Origin of the sequence: Bacillus cereus group sp. MG20 (assembly GCF_040459885.1) — a bacterium.
In the GTDB taxonomy this organism is placed as follows: Bacteria; Bacillota; Bacilli; order Bacillales; family Bacillaceae_G; genus Bacillus_A; species Bacillus_A cereus.
This window is the reverse complement of record NZ_JARVHF010000001.1, coordinates 1967781-1992973: the sequence shown is the minus strand read 5'-3', so window position 1 is coordinate 1992973 and position 25193 is coordinate 1967781. Positions and strand designations below refer to the sequence as shown.

Below are 25193 nucleotides of genomic sequence, written 5' to 3'. Positions count from 1 at the left end.
AACGAAGTGTCTTCCTCGTCTGTATACATTTGTGAAAGAATAGATGAGGGAGGCTTTTTTATGTCTAATAAATTACTTCTTGCTTTTGCTTTAATTGGAATTATAGTTGTATTTTCTTGTGGTCTTTTCTTACCGATACCAATTGGATATAGAGTATCAATGCTTACAGCTGGAGCTATAATGGGTGTTCTGTTTTCAATAATTATTCCATTTGATAGAAAACATATAGTGCGGAAAAATGGATATAAAATTGATTTTACAAAAACAAAAGTGTATTTTCGCTGGAATGTATTTGATACTATTTCTGTCTGCCTTGCGTTGTATGCATGCATATGTGTGCAAGCGTTAAATATTTTAGTTGCAATGGGATTTACGATTCAAAACCCATATGTGCAATTTTTTACAAATCAATCACAATTGTGGATTTTTATTGCGATTGCATATTTAATTTCCCGTATTTCATTAACGTTAAAAGGAATAAAGGAGATCAAAAATCATGGCGCAGATTGGGATTGAGGAGGAGCTCATGCTTGCGTATCAAAGTGAAGATAAACAAGCGGGAGAAAGACTATATATTTTAATCAAACCAGCGCTATACACATTTTTATATCGATTTAACCGAGATGAACAATTAAGTATCGATCTTGTGCAAGATACGTTTTTGACGCTAGAGCGTAAGAAACATATGTATGAAATTGAAAAAGGTAAAATAAAAACGTATTTATTTCAAATTGGTTATCGTCTTATGATTAATAAATTAAATAGGAGAAAAAGGTGGCGTACGCTTTTGCCATTTTTAGTGCCGATTCCGGAAAAAGAATTTTCTCACGAAGATCGGCTCACAGTAAGAGAAGCAATTTTGAAAGTTCCAGAAGAGCAAAGAGCGGTCCTAATCCTTTCTTATTATCATGATATGCAGCAAAAAGAAATTGCAGAAATATTAAACATTCCGATTGGAACAGTGAAATCGAGACTTCATAATGGAATAAAGAAATTGAAACAATTGCTGGAGGTGGATGAAATTGAGCGAAAATCCCTTTAAGAGTGAATATAAGTTAAAGCAACATTTAGATAGTGATCATGTAGAAATACCAGACTTTCCAAAAACGGTAAGTCGATTCGATCGATTAATCGGGTTTCTTGGTTCCCCGGCGAAAGATCCTGTGGAGGCGACCATTGGAAATGATTTATCGGTTGTGTTTCATGTATCGTTGTTAGTTGGGGTTCCAATGCTTTCTCTTATTACGATACTCTTTATGGCGTTGTAAAGGATTGGAAAGAAGAGAAATTCCACCTCTATTTGACACGCCTATATAAATGATGGTATAAAGAAAAGTATATGAATAATTGAGCGTGGAAAGGGAGAAGTAGTGATCATTTCCCTGTTTTAGAGAGCTGATGGTCGGTGGAAATCAGCACATAGATGATCGCGAATTACGCCCCTAGAGCATCTTTTTTCGATTGAATTGTATTCAAAAGGGAAAAGACGGTGCTAAGCCGTTATGTAAATAAGGTGGTAGGCTTTTTTGCCTGCAACTAGGGTGGTAACGCGATAATCAAAATCGTCCCTTATTTGAAGGGGCGATTTTTTTATGTTTTCAACTTTCACGCCAGTAATGAACTTAAAGGAGAGTATGTAGGATATGGGTATTTTACAAGATCTTGAATTTCGCGGTCTAATTAATCAGCAAACAGATGCTGAGGGCCTTGAGCAATTATTAGAAAAAGAAAGCGTTAAATTATACTGTGGTTTCGATCCGACAGCAGATAGCTTACACATCGGTCATATGTTACCAGTATTAATGTTACGTCGTTTCCAATTAGCTGGTCACCAACCAATCGCACTTGTTGGTGGTGGTACTGGTATGATCGGTGACCCAAGTGGTAAAAAAGCAGAGCGTACATTAAATACGAAAGATACAGTTGCTTACTACACAGAAAGCATTAAAAACCAACTTTCAAACTTCTTAGAGTTCGAAAACGTGGACAACCCAGCAACGATGGCTAATAACTATGATTGGCTTGGTAACTTAGATGTTATTTCATTCTTACGTGATATCGGTAAAAACTTCGGTTTAAACTATATGTTAGCAAAAGATACAGTAGCATCTCGTTTAGATACTGGTATTTCATTCACTGAGTTTAGTTACATGATTTTACAATCATACGACTTCTTAAACTTATACCAAAACCATAATTGCCGCTTGCAAATCGGTGGTAGTGACCAATGGGGTAACATTACAGCTGGTCTGGAATTAATCCGTAAATCAGAAGAAGATGCGAAAGCATTCGGTTTAACAATTCCACTAGTTACGAAATCTGACGGTACGAAGTTTGGTAAAACAGAAGGCGGCGCAATTTGGTTAGACCCAGAGAAAACAACTCCTTACGAGTTCTACCAATTCTGGATTAACACAGATGACCGCGACGTTGTTAAATACTTAAAATACTTCACATTCTTATCTCATGAAGAAATTCTTGAGCTTGAAAAGCAAGTAGCTGAAGCTCCAGAAAAACGTGCAGCACAAAAAGCATTAGGTTCTGAAATGACAAAACTTGTTCACGGCGAAGAAGCATTAGAGCAAGCGATTAAAATTTCAGCTGCATTATTTAGCGGTTCTGTAGCAGAACTAACTGCAAGCGAAATCGAGCAAGGATTCAAAGACGTACCATCTGTAGAACGTACTGCAGAAGATACAGTATTAATCGACTTACTTGTAGAAAGCAAAATCTCTCCATCAAAACGTCAAGCACGTGAAGATGTAACGAACGGCGCAATCTACGTAAACGGTGAGCGTACACAAGCATTAGACTACGTTGTAACAGAAAACGACCGCATCGAAGGTAAATTCACAATCATTCGCCGCGGTAAGAAGAAATATTTCTTAATTCGTTACTAATTAGAAACGAATATAAAACAAATAGTACCTCGGATTGTAGGCTGAAAAGTCTATGATTCGGGGTTTTTATGTAAAAATTTAAATTGCTGGACCTTTTCTTTTAAATAGAATATGAAGAATTAATACGAGCATATAAAGTAAGCTAATGAGCATAACGATAAATGCTGTTGGATAAAATTTTGCTGCATATATAAAGAAATCGATTTGATAAATATCTTGGTAATTTGAAACGGTACCTTTGAAGTAATTCGTAAACTTAGCGCTATATTTCCATTCATCAGGATTATCTATTAAATTACTCCCCTGATACCAACTCATCAGTGCTGAAGTAATAAACAACATAAATGAACTTCCGAGTTGAACCATTTGGTTTATTGTCAAAAAGAATCCACCTCCTATTTTATGGTTATTATAGCGTGCATTCATATGCTTGTAACCATTTTGTTGTAATCTCCTTTTCGAGTTCATACGGAAATCACATGTAAGCGGTATGATAAACGTATAACAAATAGAAAGGAGTGGTAAAACAAAATGTCACTAGAAGCGCTCATTATTTTTTCTTTGCTAAATGCGGGTCAGCTTGCAGAGAATTCGAAGGTGGATGTACATAAAGAGCAGAAAGATGCTTATGTATATGTTCAAAAAGAGGAAAATAAATAATTTTATTTTATATATAAACGAAAAAGCCAATCCATTGGATTGGCTTTTTGTCAGGTTGTTGGAAAAAGAACGTACATTTTTCTCTTTTAAACATTAGCTAAAATTTGATCATAGCACGAAGTAATAAGTGCTTCCAGATCTTTTAAGTCATTAACGTTATCGATAAAAATTCTACTCACTCCCTGTGATTTTGGGGCTTGTTCAACCACAAAATTAGGGCATAGCTGTTTAGTAGCTTCTAAATCGAGTCTTACAACTAAGGATTTTGCATCGCCATCAAGGAAGAGACGTATAAACCATTTTGTGATTACACGATTCATGATACAAAAATAACTAATGGTATCTTTATATTTGAGGTTACTGATATCTCTTTGATGCTCAGTTAAAATCTCTTTAACAATGTTAAATGCGGTTAGTTCATTTTCTGTAGTGAAAACTCTATCTGTTTTGTCTTCTTTGTTAATGTCTTCAATTATTTCGGTAGAAGCAGCTGCAACTAGGCTTGTTTCTATGTTCTCCGATGTTTTTGTTTCTTTTGGTGTTAAACCATCACTGATTATTTCTAATAGTGTTCGATTAATTGCTTTTTTAACGATTGGTCGGAATCGCTCTAAAACGTTATTTGTAATTCTAGTTGAGCTAAAGTCTCTAATTAGAAAACGAAGGAAGTCATCTGAAGGATTTTTAAATAGCTCTTTAATTGTAGAGTTTAAATTGGTCATATAAATAAGCTCTTCAGCATATTTTACGATTTCTTCAGCTTCAAAATTTTCTTTTGTAAAAGTTTCAATCGTTTCAATATCTAAATTAGTTAAATTATCCATGCTGAATGTGAAGAAAGGTTTTTCATCCATCACATTGTCATTTGTTAAATCAGTATAAAACTTGTATTCTACACCATTAGTTAGTACCCCTACTTTGACATCAGGTAAGGCATTGAAATATCTAGATAGTTGCGCATCGTGTTTAAGGAGATTTTCTGTTACAGATTTTGCCTCGATTAAAATAATTGGAACCCCATTTTTAAAAACCGCATAATCGACTTTTTCTCCCTTTTTAGTTCCGAAGTCTGCAACATACTCAGGTCTAACTTCTAAAGGATTAAAAACGTCATAACCTAGTTTTTGAAGAAAAGGAATAATTAATGATTGCTTGGTCATTTCTTCATTAGTTATGTACTCTGTTCGTTCTAAAATTTGGTTAGCTATTTTGTTTATGTCATTTCTGAATTCCATATCAATGTCTCCTCGTTATAAAGTTTAAAAATCTTTAATATTATTGTTATTCCGTGAAAATTCATAATATAACAGAGTTCTTTATGGAAACAGGGAGGTTATTCTTTTTGTTTTAGATGGGAGTATAGGGTATTGGGATTTTTATGTTATGTAGGATATAAAAATAATGGGGGAATTGAAAAAAGCCAATCCACAGGATTGGCTTTTTGTCATTAACGAGAGTAGAACTCTACGATTAATGCTTCGTTGATTTCAGCTGGTAACTCAGCACGCTCAGCGTGACGAGTGTAAGTAGCTTCTAATTTGTCAGCATCGAAAGTTAAGTATTCTGGTACGAAGTTGTTAACTTCGATCGCTTCTTTAACAACAACAAGGCTGTTAGATTTTTCGCGAACGCTGATAGTTTGACCAGGTTTTACACGGTAAGATGGGATATCTACGCGAGCGCCATCAACCATGATGTGACCGTGGTTTACTAATTGGCGAGCTGCACGACGAGTGCGAGCTAAGCCCATACGGTAAACTAAGTTGTCAAGACGAGCTTCAAGAAGGATCATGAAGTTTTCGCCGTGCTTACCAGGCATTTTACCTGCTTGGTCAAATGTGCGACGGAATTGACGCTCAGTCATGCCGTACATGTGACGAAGTTTTTGTTTCTCTTGTAATTGTAAACCGTATTCTGAAAGTTTCTTACGTTGGTTAGGACCGTGAGGACCTGGTGCGTAAGGGCGTTTTTCTAATTCTTTTCCTGTGCCGCTTAGAGAGATTCCAAGACGACGAGACAGTTTCCAAGCTGGACCTGTATAACGAGCCATAGTTGACTCCTCCTTTAAAAATGTTTTTATTTACGTAAAATAAAAACAGACGTAATCGATATTTACGGGCATTTTGTTTTCATGTACCTTCGCTCCAGCAGCAGGGAGTTACGAGATACACCTCCGTAGAGGAACAAAATACAAACGATAAACTCACATTACAAGGCTGCCTTTTTATTTTACACAAACGCTATTATATCTTTTACCCAGAGTTTCGTCAAGCGAGTACGTTTTTGTTTTATGCATATAAATTTTGGAAATTAATATAAGAAGGAATTTAAAACAATATAAAAGAAGAGATAGAAACACAAATAAAACGCTTACATAAAATGTAGTAAAAACGTTCATCAGTTTTTTACTGGTGAATATGCGGTAATAAAAACATAAAGGGGATGTTTTTATGAAAAAGAAGCATATGGAGACAGCGTTAATTCATCACGGTTATACACCTGAGGAACATAAAGGAAGTTTAACACCACCTTTATTTCAAACCTCTACGTTTACATTTGAGACTGCGCAGCAAGGAGAGGCGAGTTTTGCGGGAGTGGATCCATCTTATATTTACTCAAGACTTGGAAATCCGACTGTGAAATTATTTGAAGAACGTATGGCGGTGTTAGAAGGAGGAGAAGAAGCACTTGCCTTCGGATCTGGTATGGCAGCTATTTCAGCAACTTTAATCGGTTTTTTAAAGGCTGGAGATCATATTATTTGTTCAAATGGATTATATGGGTGTACGTACGGTTTTTTAGAAGTGTTAGAAGAAAAATTTATGATTACGCATTCGTTTTGTGAGATGGAGACAGAGGTTGATATTGAAAATAAAATTCGTCCAAATACAAAGCTTATTTTCGTTGAAACACCGATTAATCCAACAATGAAATTAATCGATTTAAAACAAGTTATTCAGGTTGCGAAGCAAAATGGTTTACTTGTCATTGTTGATAATACGTTTTGTTCACCTTATTTACAAAGACCGCTTGAGCTTGGCTGTGACGCTGTTGTGCATAGTGCGACAAAATATATTGGTGGCCATGGTGACGTTGTAGCGGGTGTAACAATTTGTAAAACGAAAGCGTTAGCTGAAAAGATTCGCCCGATGCGAAAAGATATCGGCGGCATTATGGCGCCGTTTGATGCGTGGTTATTATTACGCGGGTTAAAGACGTTAGCGGTAAGAATGGATCGTCATTGTGATAATGCAGAAAAAATTGTATCGTTCTTAAGAAAACATGATGCGGTAGAAGGTGTTTGGTATCCAGAAGGGGAATTAGCATCTCGTCAAATGAAGCGCGGGGGCGGTGTTATTTCTTTTTCAGTAAAAGGCGGAAAAGAAGAGACGCAAGCATTTATTAATGACCTCCACTTTATTACAATTGCGGTGAGTTTAGGAGATACAGAAACGTTAATTCAGCATCCAGCAACGATGACGCACGCTGCGATTCCAGCTGAACTAAGAAAAGAAATGGGCATTTTCGATAATTTAATACGCTTATCGGTTGGTTTAGAATCTTGGGAGGATATCGTTTCTGATTTAGAGCAAGCATTAAAGAAAATATCTACTGTTAATCAATAAAAAAAGAGTGAGCTATCGGTTTTGTACAGGACGTACTAAATCGATAACTCGCTCTTTTCTTTTTACATATGTTTTAGGAGTGTTTCCACAAACTTTTCTAAATAGCGCTGATCTAATTCATCAAAACGATTCTTTTCAGGACTATCAATGTCAAGTACACCAATGACAGCTCCTTCTTTCACAATCGGTACAACGATTTCTGAATTAGAAGCACTATCGCAAGCGATGTGACCTGGGAATTGGTGAACGTCCGCTACAAGCTGCGTTGTTTTCGTTTCAGCTGCTACGCCGCAAACGCCTCGTCCAAATGGAATGCGTACGCAAGCAGGCATTCCTTGGAACGGTCCAAGGACAAGCTGATTTCCTTCTGTTACGTAAAAGCCAACCCAATTAACGCGATCTAAAAATTGGTTTAATAATGCGGACGCATTTGATAAGTTTGCGACTACGTTTGATTCGCCAGTTAATAACGCATCCAGTTGTTTAATTACTGTCTCATATTGCTGCACACGAGATCCTGCATAACTTTCTTTAGTAAACATGGAAACAGCTCCTTTTTTATCGAGATGTGTAAAATATTAGCAAAATACGATGTATTTCACATGACTTTGTCGATAGAAAATTAAAGGAATTTGTCTTAAAAGTCAAGAAATTTAAACTATAGCTGTTCATTGAGAGGAAGTGAGCGCATGAAGCAGACGAAACAAAAAGTAATTGATGCGGCAATATCGTTGTTTAATACGAAAGGTTATGATGGAACGTCGGTGCGAGACATTGCAAAGCGAGCGGATGTGAATGTAGCGAATATTTCATATTATTTTGCTGGGAAGCAAGGTTTATTAGAACAGCTTATTACTGATTTTTTAGAAGGGTATATTCATGTGATTGAAATTTCGTTTGAACAGAGAGAGTATTTGTCGGCTAAAGATGTGATGGTGCAAATGGTGCGTGGGATGTTACGATATCAATTTGAAAATAGAGAACTAACACGTTTCTTCTACCGAGAGCTTTCGCTTGATACGACATTAATTCGTGAAGTAATGACCGTTTATTTTTCTAAAGAAAGATATTATATAGAGCAAATTATTAGACAAGGACAAATGAAACAAGAATTTCAGAAAGTATCATTTACAATGTTTATGACGCAATTAAAAGGTATGATAAATATGCCGTTTTTATATCCACAATATATATCAGAAGTACTGCATTCTTTCCCGTCTGAGACATTTTTCATAGAAATGTATACGAAAGAGATTGAGCAATGGATGGAACAAGCATTATGTAAAGCAAATATGTACCATGAATGGCCAAGAGCTGTTCATATGTGAAGAATCCCCACCTAACGAACTGAGGTGGGGATTTTTATGTTTACTTTTCTTTGCCATAAATTGTTACATAATAGAGCGATAATTGTTAATGCAGCTCCAGCGATTTCAATTTTATCGACTGTATAACCTCGAAAGATAGAACCGATCAGGGCAAGGATAGGAACTAAATTCATAAATAATATGCCGTTAATAGATGAAATATAGCGATTTCCCATATTCCAGCAAAATACAGCGATAACTCCTGCGATAATCGACATATAAAAGAGCTCAAAACGAACGCTCACAACTGTACGCAGTGACGGCATAGTAACTATATTTGTATACGTTAAGAAAGTAACAATAACGATGAGTGAAATGGAGCCAAATAAACAAGTTAATGTCGTATATCGAAGTGGTGACCAAGATTGAAAACGAGCACCCCCGTTTGTATAAATGACCCAGCAAGTAACGCCGCATAGCATCAATATATTTGTCGATAAGTGGCTTGCAGCTCCAAATAATAAGTGAATATTTCCTTTTGAAATGACAAGCATAACACCGAGTAATGCAACGAACATACAAAGGAATGTGTAGTTTTGTGGGCGCTTGTTTTTTGTTATCCATTGTAATGATAAGGCAATTAGTGGCATGAGAGACTGAATCATCGCTGCATGGATTGCTCCAGAAGGCCCGGCAAGTTGTTGTCCGTAGAAAACGAGAAAACCATATCCTGCGAAACCGACTGTCCCGTAAAAGAACAGAGAAAGTGTTCTTTTTTCTAAGTGGAGTGAAGTCTTCCCTTCAGTAATTAATAGCAAAATAAGAAAAATAATAGCTGCTGATCCATAGCGAATCGTTGTGAAGAAGAACGGATCGATAAATTGCAGGGCATTTGCCATTACAGGAAACATAAATCCCCAGGCAGTGACGGCGAGTAAGCATAGAAAGGATCCGAGTAGCATTTGTTTTTTGTTCAAGAGTATCTTTCCCCTTTACATTTCGTTATAGTAAGTTGATGAAATAAGTATAAAGAGTAATTGTTTATAGGAGGAAATATCGATTTCTTATAACGGTTATAACTTTTTGTTAGAGGTGTGTACGATGGATTTGGAGGCAGTACGATCGTTTATCGAAGTGAAGCATACGCGAAGTTTATCAAAGGCAAGTAAGATTTTACATATATCTCAACCAGCGCTTAGTAAGCAAATTCAAAAGTTAGAAGCGGATTTAGAGGTTACTTTACTTAAGCGTTCTGCGCAAGGAGTGGAGTTAACGGAGGCAGGAGAGTTATTTATAAAAAGAATGCTACCGATTTTGGAACAAATAAATGAAGCAAAAACAGAAATGAGGGGGTATCAAGAGAACCGAAAGTTTTCAATTGGTATACTACCGAGTTTAGCAGAACATTATATATTAGAATGTAAAGATGTATTAGGTGATGAGTTCGAAGTAGAGTGGCAAATCGGACATACGGAAGTATTAAGAGATTTATTTAAAGCGCGGGAGATTGACGCGATGTTCATCGATTCAGTAGTAGAAGGTGCTACGTATATAAAAGAAGTGCAACAAGAGAAAATTGTTTGTGTCATTTCAAATAATCATCCGTATAAAGAGAAGAAAGTCATTCAAATAGAAGAGCTGCAAAATGAAAAATTAATTGTATATCCAGAAATATGCGATGTAAGGAAAATGATTATGAACATGTTTCATGAGATAGGTGTAAAACCAACTATAGCTGTGGAAACATCTTACGCAGAACCGATGCTTGCAATGGTAAAAGCTGGCCTTGGCATCACTTTACTTCCAGAAAGGGCAGTAGAGCAGTCTGTAAGGCAGGGAAATGTACATGGAATTTCTGTTGAACCACCACTCATGCGGAAAATTTATTTCGTATCTCATACGAAAGATTGTTTGTTATTACAATCATTTGAGGATAGGTAGTGAGGTAGGCGGAATATTGAGAAAGATTACAATCGCATTGAAAGAAACATGAAATTTTAAAAAAAACTAGGTCAAAAACAAGCCATTACATGGTATGATTAGTACATTGTTAGTTGTTAAATATAGGGGAATTCCCTTTTTATACATAATGCCTTCCATTTCATAAACGGAACGGACAAAAAAAGAGATATAACTAGGAGGCTTTTTTGCATGGATTCTATCCTGACGATCGTTATCATTGTAGTAAGCTCTATTCTAGTGCTGCTCATGATAGAGCTTGTGATAAGAAATCGTTCATATAAAGATATTGAAGCACTGGAGCAGTGGAAACAAGAGATAAAAGATAAACCTGTGGCAGATGAACTAAAACGGGTAAAAGATTTAAACATGACGGGTCAAACAGAAGAACTGTTTGGTAAATGGCGTGAAGAATGGGATGAAATTGTATCAACAACCCTTCCGAAAGCTGACAAAGATTTAGCGCAAGCGCGAAAATTCGCCTCGCAATTCTCCTTCCGAAAAGCAAAGCATGCGATGAACGAATCCATAAGTGGTTTAGATGACGCTGATAATCGTATTACAGGTGTTTTAAATGAATTACAGCAATTGTTAGAAAGCCATGAGAAAAATAGCTCGGAAATTGAAGGGTTACGTGATACATATCGTAGTATGAAAAAGAGTGTTCTTGCTCATAGACATATGTATGGAGCAGCAGAGCAGAAAATCGAAGAGATGCTAGACGCTGAATCTAATAAATTTAAAAGCTTTGAAGAAGCAACAGATAATGGTGACTACTTAAAAGCGAGAGAAATTGTTATTAGTTTAGAAGAAGGTTTAGCAAGTTTAGAAATCATTATTCACCAAATTCCAGATTTATTAGTAGAGTGTCAAGCGACGCTACCAGTTCAACTGGAAGATTTATTACAGGGTCATAATGATATGGTAAGACAAGGTTATGTATTAGAGTATTTGGAAATCCCTAAAGAAGTTCGTGATATGACGACACAACTAAACACATGTTTAATGGATATACAGGAGCTTCATATAACAGAAGCGGCTGAAAAAGTGGAAGACTTAAAAACTCGTTTAGATGGTTTCTATGATCAACTTGAGCAAGAGGTGCATGCGAGACATTATGTGGAGCAAAAAACACTTTCTGTTTATGAAGACTTAGAAGAAATACGTATCGAAACGATTGAAACGAAAACAGAAACACAACTTGTGAAACAAAGCTATCAATTGCAAGATAAGGATATTGAATCTCAAAAAGTAATTGAAAAGCAAATGCACATTTTAACGAAACGTTTTGAAATGCTACAATTACGCGTTGCTGAACAAGATATTGCCTTCTCTATTATTCGTGAGGAACTAGAAGAGGTTTATGAGCAATGTGAAACGTTAAAAGTACTTCATGCAGAATATAAAGAAATGCTGCAAACGATGCGTAAAGAAGAATTTGAAGCGCGTGAGAAGTTACAAGAAATGCGAAATACTATTTTCGAAACGAAACGCTTTATGCAAAAGTCGAATTTACCAGGTCTTCCAGAGAGTATTATGGAAGATTTAAAAAGAGGGCAAATGGCAATGCAAGCTGTATATGAACAATTAGAAGTGAAGCCGTTAAATATGAACGCTGTAAATAGCAGTTTAGAAGAAGCATACACAACTGTGAACGGTGTAGCTGAAATGACAGAAGAATTAATTGGACAAGCGTATTTAGTTGAAAAATTAATTCAATACGGTAACCGTTACCGCAGTCATGATGAAAGCCTTGCAGAAAGCTTAAATTATGCGGAGAAATTATTCCGTGAATATCAATACGATGCAGCTTTAGAACAAGCCGCTTCTGTACTAGAGCAACTTGAACCTGGTGTTGTTCAAAAAATAGCTGAATATGTAGACAATGAACAAACCCTTTCATAAAAGGGTTTGTTTTTTTGTGTAATTTTGCAGGCGATGTTGCTATAATGAATAGCGGAATACAGTAAGGTTATTCGTTTCAAAATAAAGTGAAACTGTAATCAGTGGGGGTATCTCACTAATTATTATTATTCACTAATCGGGATAAAACGGAACCTTTGCGTAGTCTTAGCGTAATGACACGTATTTATGATATGATTATATGATGTGATAGCGCTGAAAGGGGAAGAACGATGATCTATTTTGATAATAGTGCGACGACGAAGCCATATCCAGAAGCTCTTCAATCGTACGTGACGGTTGCTGGGAAATATTTTGGTAATCCTTCTTCTATTCATTCGCTTGGAGGAGAGGCAGAGCGTCTATTAACACAATCAAGAACGATTGCAGCGCAGCTTCTTCACGTTAAACCTTCTGAAATTATTTTCACATCAGGTGGAACGGAAGGGAACAACCTTGCGATTAAAGGGATAGCGATGAGGAATCGTTCGCGCGGCAAACATATCATTACAACAAATATTGAACACGCGTCTGTGTTTGAGGCATATAAGCAATTAGAAGAACTCGGATTTGATGTAACATATTTACCGGTTAACGAGCATGGTGTTGTATCGGTAGAGGATGTAAAACGAGCACTTCGTGAAGATACGATTCTTGTATCAATTATTCATGTGAACAACGAAACTGGAGCAATTCAGCCCGTTGCTGAAATTGGAACGTTATTATCGAATCATCCGAAAATAAGATTCCATGTAGATCATGTACAAGGGATAGGAAAAGTACCGCTTGATTTATATGCTTCTCATATTGATCTTTGCTCAATATCTGGACATAAATTCCACAGTGTAAAAGGAACGGGTCTTCTTTATATACGTGATGGTGTAAGATTAGATCCGATTTTATCAGGTGGTCAACAAGAGCTTAAGTATCGCTCTGGTACAGAGAATTTACCTGGCATTGTAGCGATGGTGAAAGCTCTTCGCATGACAATGGAACAAGTGAAAGAAAAGGTAGCTCATTTGCAAAGTTTACAAGCAGAGCTTGTCAGCTTCTTTAAAGAGATGGAAGATGTGACAATTAATACATCGCTTGCATATGCAGCACCGCACATTTTAAATGTATCATTTGTTGGTTTAAAACCAGAAGTAGTCGTTCATGCTTTAGAAGAGCACGGTGTATATGTATCGACGAAGTCTGCTTGTTCTTCAAAAGCAAATGAAGTGAGCAGAGTGTTAGTGTCAATGGGAGTGCCGCATGCAGCAGCTGCAAGTGCTATTCGTATTAGTTTGGCACCAGACAACACGATGGAAGAAGTAAAACAATTTGAAGGTATTGTAAAAGAGACGATGCCAAAATTATATGAAGTGATGAGGTAAAGAAATATGATGACATATGAATATATTTTAGTGCGTTACGGAGAAATGACGACAAAAGGTAAAAACCGTTCTAAATTTGTAAGCACATTAAAAGATAACGTGAAGTTCAAACTGAAAAAGTTCCCAAATATTAAAATTGATGCAACGCATGACCGTATGTACATCCAGTTAAATGGTGAAGATCATGAAGCAATCTCTGAAAGATTGAAAGACGTATTTGGTATTCATAAGTTTAACTTAGCGATGAAAGTACCATCAGAATTAGAAGACATTAAAAAAGGTGCATTAGCAGCGTTCTTACAAGTAAAAGATGATGTGAAAACATTTAAAATTACAGTGCACCGTTCTGATAAGCGCTTCCCAATGAAGACGATGGAGTTACTTCCAGAAATCGGTGGGCACATTTTAGAAAATACAGAGGATATCACAGTAGACGTCCATAATCCAGATGTGAATGTACGTGTAGAAATTCGCAGTGGTTACAGCTATATTATGTGTGGTGAGCACATGGGAGCTGGCGGTTTACCAGTTGGCGTTGGCGGAAAAGTAATGGTACTTCTTTCTGGTGGTATTGATAGCCCAGTAGCAGCGTACTTAACGATGAAACGCGGCGTATCTGTGGAAGCAGTTCACTTCCATAGCCCACCTTTCACAAGTGAGCGTGCAAAACAAAAAGTAATCGATTTAGCACAAGAGTTAACGAAATACTGTAAACGTGTAACGCTTCACCTTATTCCGTTTACAGAAGTGCAAAAAACGATTAATAAAGAAATCCCATCTAGCTATTCAATGACGGTTATGCGCCGTATGATGATGCGTATTACAGAGCAGATTGCTGAGGAGCGTAATGCACTTGCAATCACAACTGGTGAAAGTCTTGGACAAGTAGCAAGCCAAACATTAGATAGTATGCATACGATTAACGAAGTAACAAACTACCCAGTTATTCGTCCGCTTATTACGATGGATAAATTAGAAATTATTAAAATTGCTGAAGAAATCGGCACGTATGATATTTCAATTCGTCCATACGAAGATTGCTGTACAGTATTCACACCAGCTAGCCCGGCGACGAAGCCGAAGCGTGAAAAAGCAAATCGATTTGAAGCGAAATACGATTTCACACCGTTAATCGAACAAGCTGTAGCGAACAAAGAAACAATGGTATTACAAACAGTTGAAGTAGTGGCGGAAGAAGAAAAATTCGAAGAACTTTTCTAAAACCATAAATTACCATATCTAAAATGTGTATGAAGTCATGTTATTTATCACACTCTATACTCACAAGGAGGTGATATAACATGGCACGTAGCACAAATAAATTAGCGGTTCCTGGTGCTGAATCAGCATTAGACCAAATGAAATACGAAATCGCTCAAGAGTTTGGTGTTCAACTTGGAGCGGATGCAACATCTCGCGCTAACGGTTCTGTTGGTGGCGAAATTACAAAACGTCTAGTTTCACTAGCTGAGCAACAATTAGGCGGTTTCCAAAAATAATCCCATATACGATGGCTTAGAAAGAGCGGGTTTTCCCGCTCTTTCTTTTTGTTGTTCAAATTAGTATAAATTCATTTCGACAAAAGCATAAAAAAATTGTCAAAAGAAGAGGGTTCAAAATTTACTGAAAATTCTTTATTATATAAGGGAGGCATAAAGAAAAAGGAGGATGTTTATGAAGAGAGAGGAATTGTTGGCACCACCATCTTATAATTTAGTTTCAGAAATAGAGAAATATACAGACGATAAAGAGAAGCTTGCTTTAATTTGGCAAGATGATAAAGGGAATAGACGAGAAGTTACATATTTTGAATTAATGCAAGGTGCAAATAAAATTGGAAACGCTTTTATAAAAAGTGGCTTACAAAAAGGGGACAAGCTCCTTATTATGATGCCGCGCTTAATTGAAGCTTACATGACGTATATTGCTGCGATTAAAGCAGGATTTGTCGTAATTCCGAGTTCGGAAATGTTGCGTAAAAAAGATATCGAATATCGAATTGGACATGGCGAAGTAAAAGCGATAGTAAGCTATGAGCCGTACATTGGACAGTTTGATGATATAGAAGCAATGGAATCTCTTCAAAAATTCGTCCTGAGCGAGCAGTCAGTAGACGGATGGATCAACTTAAAAACAGCATTAGAAACAGAAAGTGACATGTTAGAAATGGCGAAAACAGATAAAGAAGATATGGTCTTTTTATCTTACACGTCAGGGACGACAGGAAACCCGAAAGGTGTCGTTCATACGCACGCGTGGGCATACGCTCATTTACGTACAAGCGCCCCAAATTGGCTCGGAATTGAAGAGAATGATGTTGTATGGGCAACGGCTAGTCCAGGGTGGCAAAAGTGGATTTGGAGCCCGTTTTTAGCAACTCTCGGTTCAGGGGCAACAGGATTTGTATACAACGGTAAGTTTGAACCGAAAACGTATTTAAATTTATTAGGCGATAATAAGGTGAATGTGCTTTGTTGTACACCGACTGAGTATAGATTAATGGCAAAGGTAGAAGATTTAAGCGAGTACAATTTAGAGGCGTTACATAGCGCTGTATCCGCAGGTGAGCCGTTAAATAGAGAAGTCATTGGAACATTCCAAAAGCACTTTGATATTACAGTAAGAGACGGCTATGGGCAAACGGAAAATACACTACTTGTTGGTGTAATGAAAGGGATGGATATTAGACCAGGATCAATGGGGAAACCAACGCCAGGTAACCACGTCGATATCGTAAATGAGGAAGGTATTCCAGTTAAAGTAGGCGAGGTTGGTGATATTGCAGTTCACATTGAAACGCCGGCACTCTTTAAACAATATTATAAAGACGATGAGCGTACAGCGATGCAATTCCGCGGTGATTATTATATTACAGGTGATAAAGCGAAGAAAGATGAAGACGGCTACTTCTGGTTTGAAGGGCGCGGTGATGATATCATTATTAGCTCTGGTTATACAATCGGGCCGTTTGAAGTAGAGGATGCGCTTGTAAAACATCCTTACGTAAGAGAATGTGCGGTTGTCGCAAGTCCTGATGAAATTCGCGGAAGTGTCGTGAAGGCATTTATCGTATTAAGAGAGAATATAGAAAAGAACGAAGAAATATTAATTCCAACACTCCAACAACACGTCAAAGAACTCACTGCACCATATAAATACCCTCGCAAAATTGAATTTGTAGATGAACTACCAAAAACGATTTCTGGAAAAATTCGCCGTATTGAACTTAGAAAAAAAGAGATGGAGATTCCGTCAAAATAATTTTGAAAACAGTGAAGTAAATAGTTGAATGAAATGCAAAACAATGATAATATAAAAACGAACACAAGTTCGATTTTATAAATTTAAAAAAGAGGTGTCCGTATGATTTTAGGTATTAATCCGTACTTAGTTTTAGATGGTAGTGGGCAAGAAGCTGTACAGTTTTATAAAGAGGCTTTAGATGCAAAAGTAGAAGTCATGCAAACTTTTGGTGACATGCCTGAAAATCCAGAATACCCGATTCCAGCTGAAGCGAAAGAGCGCGTTTTACACGCTACTTTAAAAGTTGGTAATACGGATCTTATGATTTCTGATACATTCCCAGGTCAAGGGCATGCAATCGGATCTCAAGTAACAATCGCAATTCAAATTAGTAATGCAGAAAAAGCAAAAGAAGTATTCGATAAGTTACAAGAAGGTGGAGAAGTTATCATGCCACTTCAAGAAACATTCTGGAGCCCAGCATACGGACAAGTAAAAGATAAATTTAATATTGAATGGCAAGTTACAACGTCTACTACTGAACAAAAGTAATTTTTAGAAAAGCACCATGTTTTGAAATGGTGCTTTTTTTTATACAATAAAAAATAAAGGAGATGGGATATATGGGAGAAATTTGGTATGGCGGTACCATTTACACAATGAGAGAAGAAAATGAAAAAGTGGACGCTGTTTACATTGAAAACGGTACGATCGTTGATTTTGGAAGTAAAGAAGAGTTAGAAAACCAATATGCCGCGGTTACATTGCACGATTTAAAAGGCAAAACAATGATCCCAGGTCTCGTTGATAGCCATATGCATCTTATTGGGCATGGAGAGAGATTACTCCGTCTAGATTTATCAAATTGTACATCTTATGGTGAAGTGCTTACTCTTGTTCAGAAGCGAGTTAAAGAAGCTCCAAAGGGCTCTTGGATTATTGGAGAAGGATGGAATGAAAATAACTTTACAGATACGAAAGATGTTCACGCGCGTGATTTAGATGAAATTTCGAAAGAACACCCCATTTTATTAAAGCGAGTTTGTCGTCACGTTACATGGGTGAATTCATACATATTGCAAGAAGCGAACATAACAGAAGCGACGCAAAATCCAAAAGGCGGGAAAATCGGTAGGGATTCATCAAATAAGTTAACAGGACTTTTATATGAACAAGGACAAGAATTAATTAAACATGTTCAGCCTGAAATTGATGAAGCGTATTTACAAAGAGCTTTGCAAATAGCGATTAAAGATTGCTGGAAATACGGACTTGTTGGCGGGCATACGGAAGATTTAAATTACTATGGTGGTTTTAGAAAAACGCATAATGCGTTTTCTCACGTTATAAAAAAAATGCCATTTAAAGCACATTTGCTCGTTCACCATGAAGTAGCACATGAACGAAAAGAATATGAAAATGAACATTATATTGAATTTGGTGCAATGAAAATTTTTTCTGACGGCTCTTTTGGAGGAAGAACAGCATTATTAAGTGAACCGTATGAAGATGCAAAGGAAACGGATGGGGTTGCAATTTTCTCGCGTGAAGAACTTGCAGAATTAGTGAAGAAAGCACGAGACTTACATATGCCAGTTGCGATTCATACTATCGGTGACTTGTCGCTTGAATATGTTATTGATGCACTCGAATTATATCCACCAGCAGAAGGGTTACGTGACCGTATTATTCATTGTCAGCTTGCTCGTGAAGAGTTGATAGAAAGAATGAAAAACTTGCAAGCCATTATCGATATACAGCCAGTCTTTCTTTCATCAGATTTTCCATCAGTCATTGAAAAACTGGGAGAACACCGTCTTCGTTATGCGTATGCTTGGAAGACATTACTGGAAGCAGGACTACATTGTAATGGTGGCTCAGATGCTCCTATTGAACAAGTAAATCCGTTTCTAGGCATATATAGCGCTGTTACACGTAGAAGTTTTATTGACGGTGTATGCTATATGCCTGAGGAAAGATTAACGGTATATGAGGCTGTTTCTTTATTTACAACAGGGAGTGCCTATGCAATCGGAAAAGAAGCGAAACGAGGGCAAATTACAAAAGGATATGAAGCAGACTTTACAATATTAGACCACAATATTTTTGAAATTGAGGCAGAAGAAATAAAAGAAGTACAAGCAGAAATGACCGTAATAGATGGCCGAGTTGTCTATAGAAAAGATGTGTAAAAATATATCAGCGATTTTCGGAATATATCGACCGTAACTCGAAATATATCAGCGATTATTAAAATATATCGACTTACCGACAAAAACTGACAAGAATAACGGCCGGATAGTAAGAGATTATTGTTCGCGTCAATCGGGGTAAATAAATAACCGCAGAATTATGGAATTCCATAATTCTGCGGTTATTTTAATCCTATAAAAACGTTCTCTGTACTTTTTCCCAGAACGAATTATTTTTTAATTTAACTGTTTTAATTTGTTTATCGCTTAAGCGTACAACAGCTTTTTCCACTTGTTTAATGCTAAGCGCTTCGTTATCCATGCCGATAACAGGATAATCGTTACCGTCTGGTCTTAGTTTTAAAGTTAATGTACGTTCGTGATTTAAAATGAACGGTGAACCGAGCGTACGGTAAGTGTTGTTGTTTAAAGATGCTAGTTCGCTTACTTGGAAACATGGAATAAGTGGGTCAACAACTGCACCATGCAATGATTTATTGTAAGCTGTACTTCCTGTTGGGGTAGAAACTACTAAACCGTCCCCTCTAAATGTTTCGAAATATAAATCATCAACGTGAACATCTACAACGAATGTTTTAATAATGCTAGAACGTAATGAGAACTCATTTAAACAATAGAAAGATGTACCATGATCTACATCTACCTGAATTGTTGGATATTTTCGCACTTCAATTTCATTTTTTGTAATTTCTTGAAGGGCTGTATCAATGTGATCAATGTGAAAATCGCAGTAGAACGAAGTTTCATCTTTCGTAGAAATCCCTGCGTATAAGCAATCTTCTCTAAAACCAGTTTTACGAACGGCTTGTAAGAAGGTTGCATCATCTCCAACACTGACGATAGCGTTTGCATTTTTTGGATGATCTAATATGGTAAATCCATTCTCTTCTAAAATACGATAGATTGGTTTCATTTTTTCAACGAGCGTTGCTTTGTCATCACCATAAAAGAAAAATAAATTGCGACGATCTGCCATTATGTATCCCTCCACTGCAGTTAAATTTTCTGTTTTTCGTGCTACATATCATTAGAGTCCGTTCCCTGATGATATGTTCAAATAATATATTTCGATACAAATTGTCAAAATACCTTTTTATTTTTAGAAAAATTTTTATATTCAATCTTATGGAACTCTGTTTAATGATGAATAAAGTTGTCGATAATGGGTACGGAGTGAAAGGATGATACGTATGAAGTGGCTCGTAATTGGAATAATAATTCTTCTCCTTTTTATTTTGCTTATACTATTGTCGAAAATATCGCTTAAGGTGACATTTTTATATTCAGAAATGGAAAAGCAATGTTTATTTCAAGTGAAAATATGGATGATTCGATATACATTTGATGTATTGGAAAGAATTGAAAAACAGCAGAAAAAAACAGGACAGAAAATCGAAAAAGCTGAAGAGGACGGCGGACTAGATAATAAAATTATGGCGCAACTTGACAGTATTGGGGAACTGATAAAAAGGCTTCAAAAAGTTCATACTATCGTTAAAGATTTTCTCAAACGAGTGAAAATCAATGGTTGGAAATGGCATACGCAAATTGGAGCAGGCGACGCAGCTAGTACTGGAATTGTCACTGGATATGCATGGGGGACAAAAGGAATGACTGCTGGAGTTGTCGGACAATATATGCATATTGTCGATGTACCAGAATTTGAAATTACTCCTGTTTTTCAAGGGAAAGGATTTGCATCGAGATGCGAGTTAACAGCATCTTTTCGTATATTTCGTACTATAAAAACAGCGGTGAAATTGCTCATATTTATGAGGCAGCAAAAATCTGGTATGACAGAAAAATCTGTTCAAGCATAGGGGGGATATAGAATGGACCATCCAATTCAAGGTTTAATGACAACCGCAATGCAGCATTTAAAACAAATGACTGATGTAAATACAATTGTTGGTGACCCAATTAAAGCGGCAGATGGAAGTGTAATTCTTACTGTTTCGAAAGTAAGTTTCGGATTTGCTGCTGGTGGAAGTGAATTTGGTAGGGTAGAACATTCAGGCCGTCATCCATTTGGCGGAGGAAGTGGAGGAGGAGTTTCTATTAATCCTGTTGCCTTTCTTGTTATAAATGGAGATGGTGTGAAAGTATTACATTTAGATAAGCAAACGCATGTCATCGATAAAATAATTGAATTAGCGCCACAAGCTGTTGATAAAGTGAAAGAAATGATGGATAAACGAAAAGAAGATGATCCTGAATTTCAAATTTAACGAATAAAGAAGCTAATCAATAGGTTAGCTTCTTTTATTTTTTTGTAAATAAAGCGATTTTATTTGCATTATCGATAGGGACAAACTATCATTTACATTGTACATATTTTGTTTAAATAAGGGAGGATTTTCAAGTGGCAAACGTAACTTTTAAAGGTAATCCAATGACTTTAGTTGGAACAGAAGTTAAAGTTGGCGATCAAGCGCCAAACTTCCAAGTATTAGCAAACGACTTATCTCCAGTAAGTTTAGAAACATACAAAGGCGAAGTAAAATTAATTAGTGTTGTACCTTCAATCGACACAGGTGTGTGTGATGCACAAACACGTCGTTTTAACCAAGATGCAGCAGGTATTGAAAACGCAAAAGTATTAACAATTAGCGCTGATTTACCATTCGCTCAAAAACGCTGGTGTGCAGCAAACGGTTTAGAAAATGTTGTAACACTTTCTGACCACCGTGACCTTTCATTCGGTGAAGCTTACGGCTTAGTAATGAAAGAACTTCGTTTACTTGCTCGTGCAGTATTCGTAGTAGATAGCAACGACAAAGTAGTTTACGTAGAATACGTAGGCGAAGGTACAAGCCATCCAAACTATGAAGCAGCATTAGAAGCAGCTAAATCTGCAAAGTAATGTGAAGGAAATGACCTCTTATAAAGAGGTCGTTTTTTCTCATATATCGCTGCGTAACGGTGCCGATATATGAGAAAAAACGTTATATCATATATAACTTGAGAGGGAGCTCTTTACAGGAGGTCGCTTTTTCTTTTTGGAAAAAATCACTTTGTGGTATGATATAAGTTATGTGTAAAAGAGAGAAGGAGGAATGTACGTGAGTCAGACAGTGGAAACATTATTTTCTATTTTTGATTCTTCTGCGGTAGTTTTACGTAAAGAATTAGATGTGACATATTTAGAGGCGCTTGTAGAAACAGGTGATAACTTGTTTGAGGGAGCGATTTTACAAGAGGAATTATCCGAATCAGCAATTGAAAGGCTGAATCGTGAATATAGTACGTTTAATGAAGAAACATATAAAGGTGAAGAAATTCGTAAAGCATTTCAGTTAGCCATCTTAAAAGGAATGAAAGAAGGCGTACAAGCGAATCATGAAATGACGCCTGATGCAGTTGGGATGTTCATGAGTTACTTATTCCATAAATTTATGCAAGGTCAAAACGAAATTACAGTTTTAGATCCTGCAATTGGAACAGGAAATTTAATGACTACAGTGTTTAATAGCGCCAAAGAAGGACTAACAATGAGTGGATTTGGTGTAGAAGTGGATGAAGTGCTAATTAAACTTGCTTTAGTAAATGCAAATTTACAGAAGCATGCAATCGAATTCTTCCATCAAGATGGACTAGCACCACTTTATATCGATCCAGTTGATGCAGTCATTTCAGACTTACCGATTGGTTACTATCCAAACGAAATCGGTGCCAGTGAATATAAATTAAAAGCAGATGAAGGAATGTCGTATGCTCATCACTTATTTATTGAACAAAGTGTGAAACATACGAAAGAGGGCGGGTACTTATTCTTCTTAGTACCAAACTTCATTTTTGAAAGTGACCAGGCACCAAAATTACATGCATTTATTAAAGAAACATGCTTTATTCAAGGGTTATTACAGCTACCTGTTTCCATGTTTAAAAACGAGAAAAATGCAAAAAGTATATTTGTTCTCCAAAAGAAAGGCTCTAATGTAACAATGCCAAAACAGGCGTTATTAGTGGAGTTGCCTAAATTCTCTAACATGAAGGCGATGGAGAACATTATGGATCAATTAAATACTTGGTTTGCAACACATAAATAAAGCTGGGTATATGTAACAGAGTTAGTGATTTATGTAGTACAGTTTTATATAATATGTCATATTTTTAAATATATACTAGATTTAACTGAATTTTTTTGAAATCTGTAATATATATTTTTTCTTGGTGTTACAATTTTTTCACTTGAAATATATGTCGGACGATGTTTAAATTAAAATCGTGAGTATAAAATTTGCTAATGATGAAACGTTTTCATATTTAGTAAATTTGATTAGATAAAATCGAGCGGTTTGTGGAAACATCCACACAACTACCAAGAGAAAAAGGGGCGAAAGACTAGATGTCAAAAATCATCGCGATTAACGCAGGAAGCTCTTCCTTAAAATTCCAATTATTTGAAATGCCAAGTGAAACAGTATTAACAAAAGGTTTAGTAGAACGTATCGGTTTAGAAGATAGTATCTTCACTATTACTGTAGATGGCGAAAAACAAAAAGAAATTACAAACATTCCAGATCACGCAGTAGCAGTTAATATGCTTCTTAAAAAATTAACTGAAAACGGAATCGTTAAATCTCTAGATGAGATTGGCGGTATCGGTCACCGTGTTGTTCACGGCGGCGAAAAATTTGCTGACTCTGTTTTAATTACTGATGAAGTATTAGCTGATATCGAAGAATTAAGCGATTTAGCACCACTTCATAACCCAGCAAACGTTGTTGGTATTAAAGCATTCCAAGAAGTATTACCAAACGTACCAGCAGTAGCAGTATTCGATACAGCATTCCACCAAACAATGCCAGAATCTGCATTCCTATACAGCTTACCATATGAGTACTATGAAAAATTCGGCATCCGTAAATACGGTTTCCACGGAACTTCTCATAAATATGTAACTGAGCGTGCGGCTGAATTATTAGGTCGTCCAATTGAAAGCTTAAGCTTACTTTCTTGTCACTTAGGTAACGGTGCAAGTATCGCAGCAGTAGAAGGCGGTAAATCTATCGATACTTCTATGGGCTTCACTCCACTTGCTGGTGTAACAATGGGTACACGTTCTGGTAACCTTGACCCTGCGTTAATTCCATACATCATGGAAAAAACAGGCCAAACAGTAGAAGAAGTAGTTAACGTATTAAACAAGAAGAGTGGTATGTTAGGTCTTACTGGTTACTCTAGTGACCTACGTGACATCATTGCGAAAGAAGAAGAAGGCGACCACCGTGCGAAAGTAGCACTTGATGTATTCGTAAGCCGTATCCACAAATACATCGGTTCTTACACAGCTCGTATGAAAGGTGTAGACGCAATCATCTTTACAGCTGGTGTAGGTGAGAACAGTGCGATTATTCGTGAGCGCGTATTAGAAGGCCTTGAGTACATGGGCGTATACTTCGATGTAAAACGTAATAACGTATTCGGTGAAGAAGCATTCATTAGCTTCCCACACTCTCCAGTAAAAATTATCGTAATTCCAACTGACGAAGAAGTTATGATTGCTCGTGACGTACTACGTCTTGGAGATATTGGTTAATATATGAAAAGAAAGACGAGATCCTACAGGATTTCGTCTTTTTTCTTTTGGATGTATTTTAAAACACCATCCGGATATAATATTTTTTCTTTCTGAATGAATGCCGTAATAGGAATCCATTTCGCATACGCTACTGTTTGCTCATCTTGTATATTTAATATTTTCATTTCATATAGTGATGTGTCTAATAAACGCAAAGAATATAGTTGAATGATTTCATGACCAATGCCCCCATCTAGATGAAAGACATTTTCTAAACAACCTAAATAATTGATGATTTCTATCTCCGTATGAAGCTCTTCTGTAAACTCCCGAATAACAGTATGTGCTAATTTTTCACCAAGTTCAATGGAACCGCCAAGAGGACGATAATATGTTTCGCCTTCTGTATGATATTCTTGTACGAGAAGGCGATCTTGATGTACAGCAAGACCGAAAGCTTTTGCACGTGGATACATATAGAAT

Annotated in this window: 27 protein-coding genes and 1 other annotated feature; of the genes, 20 read left to right on the top strand and 7 right to left on the bottom strand. The window is 36.6% G+C overall.

All coding sequences use genetic code 11. The annotated features are described in order from the left end of the window. Positions 1-60: 60 nt before the first annotated feature. The 4 genes from QCI81_RS10225 to tyrS all read left to right on the top strand — a co-directional run bounded on the left by QCI81_RS10225 (position 61) and on the right by tyrS (position 2900). Positions 61-516 carry a hypothetical protein gene (locus QCI81_RS10225; RefSeq protein ID WP_000066427.1) on the top strand — a complete coding sequence of 152 codons (456 nt, stop codon included), beginning with the start codon at positions 61-63 and terminating at the stop codon, positions 514-516. Further along, positions 497-1042 carry an RNA polymerase sigma factor gene (locus tag QCI81_RS10220; RefSeq protein WP_353810702.1) on the top strand — a complete coding sequence of 182 codons (546 nt, stop codon included), beginning with the start codon at positions 497-499 and terminating at the stop codon, positions 1040-1042. The genes QCI81_RS10225 and QCI81_RS10220 overlap by 20 nt, the downstream gene beginning before the upstream one ends. Further along, positions 1023-1268 carry a hypothetical protein gene (locus QCI81_RS10215; RefSeq protein ID WP_001293786.1) on the top strand — a complete coding sequence of 82 codons (246 nt, stop codon included), beginning with the start codon at positions 1023-1025 and terminating at the stop codon, positions 1266-1268. Before QCI81_RS10220 ends, QCI81_RS10215 begins: the two co-directional genes overlap by 20 nt. Before the next feature lie 77 nt (positions 1269-1345). Continuing rightward, positions 1346-1573 (top strand) — a binding site (T-box leader). A gap of 70 nt (positions 1574-1643) precedes the next feature. Next, positions 1644-2900, top strand: a complete 1257-nt coding sequence (tyrS, locus tag QCI81_RS10210; RefSeq protein WP_000512075.1) for a tyrosine--tRNA ligase — start codon at positions 1644-1646, stop codon at positions 2898-2900. 78 nt (positions 2901-2978) lie between these two features. On the opposite strand, the gene QCI81_RS10205 is transcribed toward tyrS, so the two are convergent. Further along, entirely contained in the window at positions 2979-3326 is a 348-nt protein-coding gene (locus QCI81_RS10205; RefSeq protein WP_142340403.1) for a YjdJ family protein, read from the bottom strand. 105 nt (positions 3327-3431) lie between these two features. Between QCI81_RS10205 and QCI81_RS10200 the strand changes: the two genes are divergently transcribed. Continuing rightward, complete coding sequence (locus QCI81_RS10200) at positions 3432-3560, top strand: hypothetical protein (protein WP_000050944.1); 129 nt, start codon at positions 3432-3434, stop codon at positions 3558-3560. Between the two features lie 86 nt (positions 3561-3646). Here QCI81_RS10200 and QCI81_RS10195 read toward each other — a convergent pair whose 3' ends face one another. Further along, complete coding sequence (locus QCI81_RS10195) at positions 3647-4795, bottom strand: type I restriction endonuclease (RefSeq protein ID WP_071731409.1); 1149 nt, start codon at positions 4793-4795, stop codon at positions 3647-3649. Between the two features lie 212 nt (positions 4796-5007). After that, the gene (gene rpsD, locus QCI81_RS10190) at positions 5008-5610 is read right to left on the bottom strand and encodes a 30S ribosomal protein S4 (RefSeq protein WP_000135315.1); all 603 of its coding nucleotides are present in this window, start codon (positions 5608-5610) and stop codon (positions 5008-5010) included. Between the two features lie 400 nt (positions 5611-6010). On the opposite strand from rpsD, the gene megL reads away from it, so the two are divergent. Next, on the top strand, positions 6011-7186 hold the full coding sequence (megL, locus tag QCI81_RS10185) for a methionine gamma-lyase (protein ID WP_000726576.1): 1176 nt from the start codon (positions 6011-6013) through the stop codon (positions 7184-7186). 62 nt (positions 7187-7248) lie between these two features. On the opposite strand, the gene QCI81_RS10180 is transcribed toward megL, so the two are convergent. Further along, positions 7249-7728 (bottom strand): GAF domain-containing protein, encoded by a 480-nt coding sequence (locus QCI81_RS10180; RefSeq protein ID WP_000494337.1) that lies wholly within the window; start codon positions 7726-7728, stop codon positions 7249-7251. Between the two features lie 147 nt (positions 7729-7875). Between QCI81_RS10180 and refZ the strand changes: the two genes are divergently transcribed. Then, the gene (gene refZ, locus QCI81_RS10175) at positions 7876-8514 is read left to right on the top strand and encodes a forespore capture DNA-binding protein RefZ (RefSeq protein ID WP_000814914.1); all 639 of its coding nucleotides are present in this window, start codon (positions 7876-7878) and stop codon (positions 8512-8514) included. A gap of 11 nt (positions 8515-8525) precedes the next feature. On the opposite strand, the gene QCI81_RS10170 is transcribed toward refZ, so the two are convergent. Continuing rightward, positions 8526-9470 (bottom strand): DMT family transporter, encoded by a 945-nt coding sequence (locus tag QCI81_RS10170; RefSeq protein ID WP_071731410.1) that lies wholly within the window; start codon positions 9468-9470, stop codon positions 8526-8528. A 124-nt stretch (positions 9471-9594) separates the two neighbouring features. Here QCI81_RS10170 and QCI81_RS10165 point away from each other — a divergent pair, with 124 nt between their 5' ends. The 8 genes from QCI81_RS10165 (at position 9595) to QCI81_RS10130 (ending at position 19165) form a co-directional block, all read left to right on the top strand. Further along, complete coding sequence (locus tag QCI81_RS10165) at positions 9595-10434, top strand: LysR family transcriptional regulator (protein ID WP_095690138.1); 840 nt, start codon at positions 9595-9597, stop codon at positions 10432-10434. 210 nt (positions 10435-10644) lie between these two features. Further along, positions 10645-12357: a septation ring formation regulator EzrA gene (ezrA, locus tag QCI81_RS10160; protein WP_000377317.1), complete on the top strand. Its 1713-nt coding sequence runs from the start codon at positions 10645-10647 to the stop codon at positions 12355-12357. Between the two features lie 230 nt (positions 12358-12587). Beyond that, complete coding sequence (locus tag QCI81_RS10155) at positions 12588-13730, top strand: cysteine desulfurase family protein (protein ID WP_000638976.1); 1143 nt, start codon at positions 12588-12590, stop codon at positions 13728-13730. 6 nt (positions 13731-13736) lie between these two features. After that, positions 13737-14951 carry a tRNA uracil 4-sulfurtransferase ThiI gene (gene thiI, locus QCI81_RS10150; RefSeq protein WP_000989275.1) on the top strand — a complete coding sequence of 405 codons (1215 nt, stop codon included), beginning with the start codon at positions 13737-13739 and terminating at the stop codon, positions 14949-14951. 80 nt (positions 14952-15031) lie between these two features. After that, on the top strand, positions 15032-15229 hold the full coding sequence (locus QCI81_RS10145) for an alpha/beta-type small acid-soluble spore protein (protein WP_000124490.1): 198 nt from the start codon (positions 15032-15034) through the stop codon (positions 15227-15229). Between the two features lie 175 nt (positions 15230-15404). Next, positions 15405-16991, top strand: coding sequence for an acyl-CoA synthetase MbcS (gene mbcS, locus QCI81_RS10140; protein WP_182811921.1), 1587 nt, complete (start codon positions 15405-15407; stop codon positions 16989-16991). Positions 16992-17093: 102 nt separating this feature from the next. Next, a complete protein-coding gene (locus QCI81_RS10135; protein WP_000600350.1) occupies positions 17094-17525 on the top strand; it encodes a VOC family protein in 432 nt (143 codons plus the stop codon). A 71-nt stretch (positions 17526-17596) separates the two neighbouring features. Then, positions 17597-19165, top strand: a complete 1569-nt coding sequence (locus QCI81_RS10130; RefSeq protein ID WP_353810701.1) for an amidohydrolase — start codon at positions 17597-17599, stop codon at positions 19163-19165. A gap of 193 nt (positions 19166-19358) precedes the next feature. Here the strand turns inward: QCI81_RS10130 and QCI81_RS10125 are convergent, their stop codons facing one another. Then, positions 19359-20162, bottom strand: a complete 804-nt coding sequence (locus QCI81_RS10125) for an NAD kinase (protein WP_000785183.1) — start codon at positions 20160-20162, stop codon at positions 19359-19361. 205 nt (positions 20163-20367) lie between these two features. Here QCI81_RS10125 and QCI81_RS10120 point away from each other — a divergent pair, with 205 nt between their 5' ends. The 5 genes from QCI81_RS10120 (at position 20368) to ackA (ending at position 24728) form a co-directional block, all read left to right on the top strand. Beyond that, complete coding sequence (locus QCI81_RS10120) at positions 20368-21006, top strand: DUF2953 domain-containing protein (protein WP_071731413.1); 639 nt, start codon at positions 20368-20370, stop codon at positions 21004-21006. A 12-nt stretch (positions 21007-21018) separates the two neighbouring features. Beyond that, positions 21019-21414, top strand: a complete 396-nt coding sequence (ytfJ, locus tag QCI81_RS10115) for a GerW family sporulation protein (RefSeq protein WP_000350007.1) — start codon at positions 21019-21021, stop codon at positions 21412-21414. 134 nt (positions 21415-21548) lie between these two features. Next, positions 21549-22049: a thiol peroxidase gene (gene tpx / locus QCI81_RS10110; RefSeq protein WP_000024527.1), complete on the top strand. Its 501-nt coding sequence runs from the start codon at positions 21549-21551 to the stop codon at positions 22047-22049. A 199-nt stretch (positions 22050-22248) separates the two neighbouring features. Then, a complete protein-coding gene (locus tag QCI81_RS10105) occupies positions 22249-23235 on the top strand; it encodes a class I SAM-dependent methyltransferase (RefSeq protein WP_071731414.1) in 987 nt (328 codons plus the stop codon). A 299-nt stretch (positions 23236-23534) separates the two neighbouring features. Beyond that, a complete protein-coding gene (gene ackA / locus QCI81_RS10100) occupies positions 23535-24728 on the top strand; it encodes an acetate kinase (protein ID WP_053563553.1) in 1194 nt (397 codons plus the stop codon). Positions 24729-24751: 23 nt separating this feature from the next. On the opposite strand, the gene QCI81_RS10095 is transcribed toward ackA, so the two are convergent. Continuing rightward, complete coding sequence (locus QCI81_RS10095; protein WP_353810700.1) at positions 24752-25186, bottom strand: NUDIX hydrolase; 435 nt, start codon at positions 25184-25186, stop codon at positions 24752-24754. Positions 25187-25193: the final 7 nt, after the last annotated feature.

Bases quoted from the DNA above. Each gene is read 5' to 3' on its own strand.
- QCI81_RS10225 (WP_000066427.1), top strand. From the start codon at position 61: ATGTCTAATAAATTACTTCTTGCTTTTGCTTTAATTGGAATTATAGTT.
- QCI81_RS10220 (WP_353810702.1), top strand. From the start codon at position 497: ATGGCGCAGATTGGGATTGAGGAGGAGCTCATGCTTGCGTATCAAAGT.
- tyrS (WP_000512075.1), top strand. From the start codon at position 1,644: ATGGGTATTTTACAAGATCTTGAATTTCGCGGTCTAATTAATCAGCAA.
- QCI81_RS10205 (WP_142340403.1), bottom strand. From the start codon at position 3,326: ATGAATGCACGCTATAATAACCATAAAATAGGAGGTGGATTCTTTTTG.
- QCI81_RS10200 (WP_000050944.1), top strand. From the start codon at position 3,432: ATGTCACTAGAAGCGCTCATTATTTTTTCTTTGCTAAATGCGGGTCAG.
- QCI81_RS10195 (WP_071731409.1), bottom strand. From the start codon at position 4,795: ATGGAATTCAGAAATGACATAAACAAAATAGCTAACCAAATTTTAGAA.
- rpsD (WP_000135315.1), bottom strand. From the start codon at position 5,610: ATGGCTCGTTATACAGGTCCAGCTTGGAAACTGTCTCGTCGTCTTGGA.
- megL (WP_000726576.1), top strand. From the start codon at position 6,011: ATGAAAAAGAAGCATATGGAGACAGCGTTAATTCATCACGGTTATACA.
- QCI81_RS10180 (WP_000494337.1), bottom strand. From the start codon at position 7,728: ATGTTTACTAAAGAAAGTTATGCAGGATCTCGTGTGCAGCAATATGAG.
- refZ (WP_000814914.1), top strand. From the start codon at position 7,876: ATGAAGCAGACGAAACAAAAAGTAATTGATGCGGCAATATCGTTGTTT.
- QCI81_RS10165 (WP_095690138.1), top strand. From the start codon at position 9,595: ATGGATTTGGAGGCAGTACGATCGTTTATCGAAGTGAAGCATACGCGA.
- ezrA (WP_000377317.1), top strand. From the start codon at position 10,645: ATGGATTCTATCCTGACGATCGTTATCATTGTAGTAAGCTCTATTCTA.
- QCI81_RS10155 (WP_000638976.1), top strand. From the start codon at position 12,588: ATGATCTATTTTGATAATAGTGCGACGACGAAGCCATATCCAGAAGCT.
- thiI (WP_000989275.1), top strand. From the start codon at position 13,737: ATGATGACATATGAATATATTTTAGTGCGTTACGGAGAAATGACGACA.
- QCI81_RS10145 (WP_000124490.1), top strand. From the start codon at position 15,032: ATGGCACGTAGCACAAATAAATTAGCGGTTCCTGGTGCTGAATCAGCA.
- mbcS (WP_182811921.1), top strand. From the start codon at position 15,405: ATGAAGAGAGAGGAATTGTTGGCACCACCATCTTATAATTTAGTTTCA.
- QCI81_RS10135 (WP_000600350.1), top strand. From the start codon at position 17,094: ATGATTTTAGGTATTAATCCGTACTTAGTTTTAGATGGTAGTGGGCAA.
- QCI81_RS10130 (WP_353810701.1), top strand. From the start codon at position 17,597: ATGGGAGAAATTTGGTATGGCGGTACCATTTACACAATGAGAGAAGAA.
- QCI81_RS10125 (WP_000785183.1), bottom strand. From the start codon at position 20,162: ATGGCAGATCGTCGCAATTTATTTTTCTTTTATGGTGATGACAAAGCA.
- QCI81_RS10120 (WP_071731413.1), top strand. From the start codon at position 20,368: ATGATACGTATGAAGTGGCTCGTAATTGGAATAATAATTCTTCTCCTT.
- ytfJ (WP_000350007.1), top strand. From the start codon at position 21,019: ATGGACCATCCAATTCAAGGTTTAATGACAACCGCAATGCAGCATTTA.
- ackA (WP_053563553.1), top strand. From the start codon at position 23,535: ATGTCAAAAATCATCGCGATTAACGCAGGAAGCTCTTCCTTAAAATTC.
- QCI81_RS10095 (WP_353810700.1), bottom strand. From the start codon at position 25,186: ATGTATCCACGTGCAAAAGCTTTCGGTCTTGCTGTACATCAAGATCGC.